This is a genomic window from Okeania sp. SIO3I5, from assembly GCF_010672085.1.
Taxonomy (GTDB): Bacteria; Cyanobacteriota; Cyanobacteriia; order Cyanobacteriales; family Microcoleaceae; genus Trichodesmium.
On sequence record NZ_JAAHHT010000438.1, the window covers coordinates 1 to 3,583 of the forward strand.

General features: G+C 39.8%; 3 protein-coding genes. 2 read left to right on the forward strand and 1 reads right to left on the reverse strand.

What is annotated here, in order from left to right; translation table 11 throughout:
- Positions 1-464: 464 nt before the first annotated feature.
- Positions 465-1,937, reverse strand: coding sequence for an aldehyde dehydrogenase family protein (locus F6K40_RS39315; protein ID WP_293145476.1), 1,473 nt, complete (start codon positions 1,935-1,937; stop codon positions 465-467).
- Between the two features lie 665 nt (positions 1,938-2,602).
- Here F6K40_RS39315 and F6K40_RS39320 point away from each other — a divergent pair.
- Entirely contained in the window at positions 2,603-2,926 is a 324-nt protein-coding gene (locus F6K40_RS39320) for a hypothetical protein (RefSeq protein ID WP_293145478.1), read from the forward strand.
- Positions 2,920-3,264 carry a type II toxin-antitoxin system PemK/MazF family toxin gene (locus tag F6K40_RS39325; RefSeq protein ID WP_293145480.1) on the forward strand — a complete coding sequence of 115 codons (345 nt, stop codon included), beginning with the start codon at positions 2,920-2,922 and terminating at the stop codon, positions 3,262-3,264. Before F6K40_RS39320 ends, F6K40_RS39325 begins: the two co-directional genes overlap by 7 nt.
- Positions 3,265-3,583 lie beyond the last annotated feature (319 nt).

Sequence of the window (3,583 nt, forward strand, 5' to 3'; positions counted from 1 at the left end):
TTAGGAGTTAGGAGTTAGGAGTTAGGAGTTAGGAGTTAGGAGTTAGGAGTTAGGAGTTAGGAGTTAGGAGTTAGGAGTTAGGAGTTAGGAGTTAGGAGTTAGGAGTTAGGAGTTAGGAGTTAGGAGTAAGAAAGGAAATGAAAATGCATAAATTTTTAAATTCGTGCTTCTAGCAAACACATATTTTAGTTGAGGATTTTTGAATGCGATTACTGTATAACCGGATTTTATATTAGAGGCTTTTCTCCCCTATTTCCCCATCTCCCCACCGCCTATCCACAAACAGGGTTTCAGGAGTTCCTTATAAGGTATAGCTTTTAGGGAGAGGTAATTATCCACAAAACTTACGCTGTCCTAACCAGGAAACCGGGTTTATTGCTCTGATCTTGTTGTTCAAACCACAAAATTTCCTTCAGAAACCCAGTTTCTGCGTAAGTCCTGATCGATTATCCATTATCCATTAATTAAATCTTAACAGTTATAGTCTTAATCTCCGTATACTGCTCTAAACCATATTCACCTAACTCTCGACCAATACCAGACTGTTTAAAACCACCAAACGGTGCAGCAGCATCAAATACATCATAACAATTTACCCAAACAGTACCTGCTCGCAGTCTATGAGCTACATTATGAGCCTTACTCACATCTTGTGTCCATACACCAGCAGCCAAACCATACATTGTATTATTTGCTCGTTCTACCAGTTCGTCAATATCCTTAAATTTAATGATGCTCATCACCGGACCAAAAATTTCCTCTTGAGCAATTTTCATGTGATCTTGCACATCAGCAAATACAGTTGGTGCAATAAAGTAACCGCGATCGCCAACTCTCGATCCTCCACATAACATCTGGGCACCATCCCGCTGACCAGACTCAATATAACTCATCACTTTATTAAACTGTTCTTCATCAACTTGAGGTCCTTGTTCCACATCATCGGCAAATGGGTCTCCTACTATCCGACGTTTAGCTCGTTCTACACTCTTAGCAACAAATTCGTCATAACATTTCTCTTCTACAAACAAACGAGAACCCGCACAGCAAGACTGACCTTGATTAGAGAATACACCTAAATGTGATGCTTCAATAGCAGCATCCATATCCGCATCCGCAAACACTATATTCGGACTCTTGCCACCGAGTTCTAAAGTCACCCGCTTTAAGTTACTCTTGGCAGCAGCTTCCATGATTAAATGACCTACTTCTGTGGAACCAGTGAAAGCAATTTTATCAATATCGTTATGGTGGGAAATGGCAGCACCAGCAGTTGGACCATAACCAGACAAAATATTGACTACACCAGGAGGAAAACCTGCTTCTATCACTAATTCTCCCACTCGAAGAGCTGACAATGGTGTTTGTTCAGCCGTTTTCATTACTAATGTATTACCCATTGCTAATGCTGGGGCAAGTTTCCAAGCTTGCATTACTAAAGGGAAGTTCCAAGGAATGATTTGACCGACAACTCCCACTGGTTCGTGGCGGGTGTAGCAGAAGTAGGGGCCATTAATAGGGATAGTTTTGCCTTGAACTTTGTCTGCCCATCCTGCATAATAGCGATAACAGGCGATCGCCTCAGGTAAATCTTGATTGAGAGAGTCTTTGAGAGGTTTACCATTATCAAGGGTTTCGAGTATTGCCAAATCTTCTATATTTTCTTCTATTAAATCTGCTAACTTGTATAGAAGTTCCCCTCGTTTGGTAGCAGACATTTTTGACCACTCGCCACTGGTAAATGCTTTGCGAGCTGCTATTACGGCTTTGTCTACATCAGGTGCATCTGCTTCGGCAAGGTCACAAATAACTTCTCCTGTTGCCGGGTTAATAGTTTCAAACCGTTTGCCAGAGGCACTTTCTACCCACTCATTATTAATTAGGAGTTTAGTCGGGCCAATTTTAACTTTTTGTTCTGGTCTTGTAGCTGTTACCATAAATTTTTTCCTCACTTTGTTGTGAATATAACCTTTTTATATCTCAGTAGTCTTTTGTCTAAAAAACTTTAGATATTTTTAATAATGTTGACGATATAAACTTAAATTCGGCGTTGCTGAATACTGGGATGATTGAAGTTGACACGGAGAGACAGGGATTGTGCTTGATCCTTGATTGACAAAATCATCTACAAAACTCTACTGGACTATTGGACAATAGATAAATAAAATATCAATTTATGGAAAATAGAGCGATCGCGAAGCGGAACGGATGTTCGATCGCGAATCATCTAGGCCTTTGTTGAACGACAGTGAAACCCAACACAAGGGTTATGTTTGTTGGGTTTTGTACCTCAAAAGTCTACGGGACTATTGGACAATAAATAAATTAAACATCTTAAACATCAATTTAGGGAAAACAGAGCGATATAGCTGCCGCTAGGTGAGCCAACGCGAATCATGTAGGCCTTTGTAGAGCGACAGTGAAACCCAACAGACATAATATTGTTGTTGAGTTGAGGAACCGAAACCAAACCTACTGTTAAGTTCGTGAGCAAGATGCTCACACTGAGTATTTTCTAATCCCTGCAATTTCTTTTGTACCCACTTCCGCAAAAGATGTGGTAAAATTTTCACTAGAAAACTATAGGAAAACCAAATTAAAAATGGCAGAAATTACTACCGATCAATTAGCCGAAAGTTTACAGACTTTATTGATAGAAGTCGAACGCACAAAAACGCCACTAACTGTCATCCATGAAGGAAAAGCATTAGTAGTGATTCATCCGGCGATCGCTGAAACTAAACCGACTACTGTTAACCGACTAGCAAGTTTAGGGCAAGATAAAGGAAAAATCATCATAGCGGAGGATTTGAACGAACCTTTGATGACTGAAAAACTTAATAGTGTTTACACTCAAAACTCATCTGACTTAGATGAGAATATGGCGACGATGCAGTTTAGCAGCTTGAGAACTGAACAATGGTAATGTATAGAGGAGAAATTTGGTGGGCAACACTTCCTCAACCTGTGGGTTCCGAACCTGGTTATCGTAGACCAGTATTAATTGTTCAGAATGATGGTTTTAATCGCAGTTTGATTCAAACTGTAATTGTGGTGGTTATTACTTCAAATTTAGATTTAGCAGAAGCACCCGGAAATGTTTTGTTACCAAAAAAAGCAACTGGACTACCACGAGATTCTGTTGCTAATGTATCTCAAGTGATCACTCTGGATAAGTCGTTTTTAGAACAACGAGTTGGTTTTTTATCGGAGGATTTGCAGGATCGAGTTGATGAAGGTTTGCGTTTAGTTATGTATCTTTAAAGTAATAGACCTCTCCGGAAAAGAGGGAACAGGGAACAGGGAACAGGGAACAGGAAGAAGTAATTGATAATTTCTGGATAAGAATTGATTCTATTTTGAATTTTCGGAGATGTCTAATAATTGAGAGAGGGTTTGACTCCGGAAAAAGTCCAGTTCCGCAATAGCGATCGCTACTCTCCTCGTAGAATCGGGAAGTTTCTCCCCCTTCCCTGCGAGGGAATGGGGTTAGGTCTTTTAAGTGATAGCTTTTTTACTTAATACTTATAGAATTGTTAGATAAGTCTGACTGGAGGTAGTAGGTAAGACTTTTAACTGTTGA

Bases quoted from the DNA above. Each gene is read 5' to 3' on its own strand.
- F6K40_RS39325 (WP_293145480.1), top strand. From the start codon at position 2,920: ATGGTAATGTATAGAGGAGAAATTTGGTGGGCAACACTTCCTCAACCT.
- F6K40_RS39315 (WP_293145476.1), bottom strand. From the start codon at position 1,937: ATGGTAACAGCTACAAGACCAGAACAAAAAGTTAAAATTGGCCCGACT.
- F6K40_RS39320 (WP_293145478.1), top strand. From the start codon at position 2,603: ATGGCAGAAATTACTACCGATCAATTAGCCGAAAGTTTACAGACTTTA.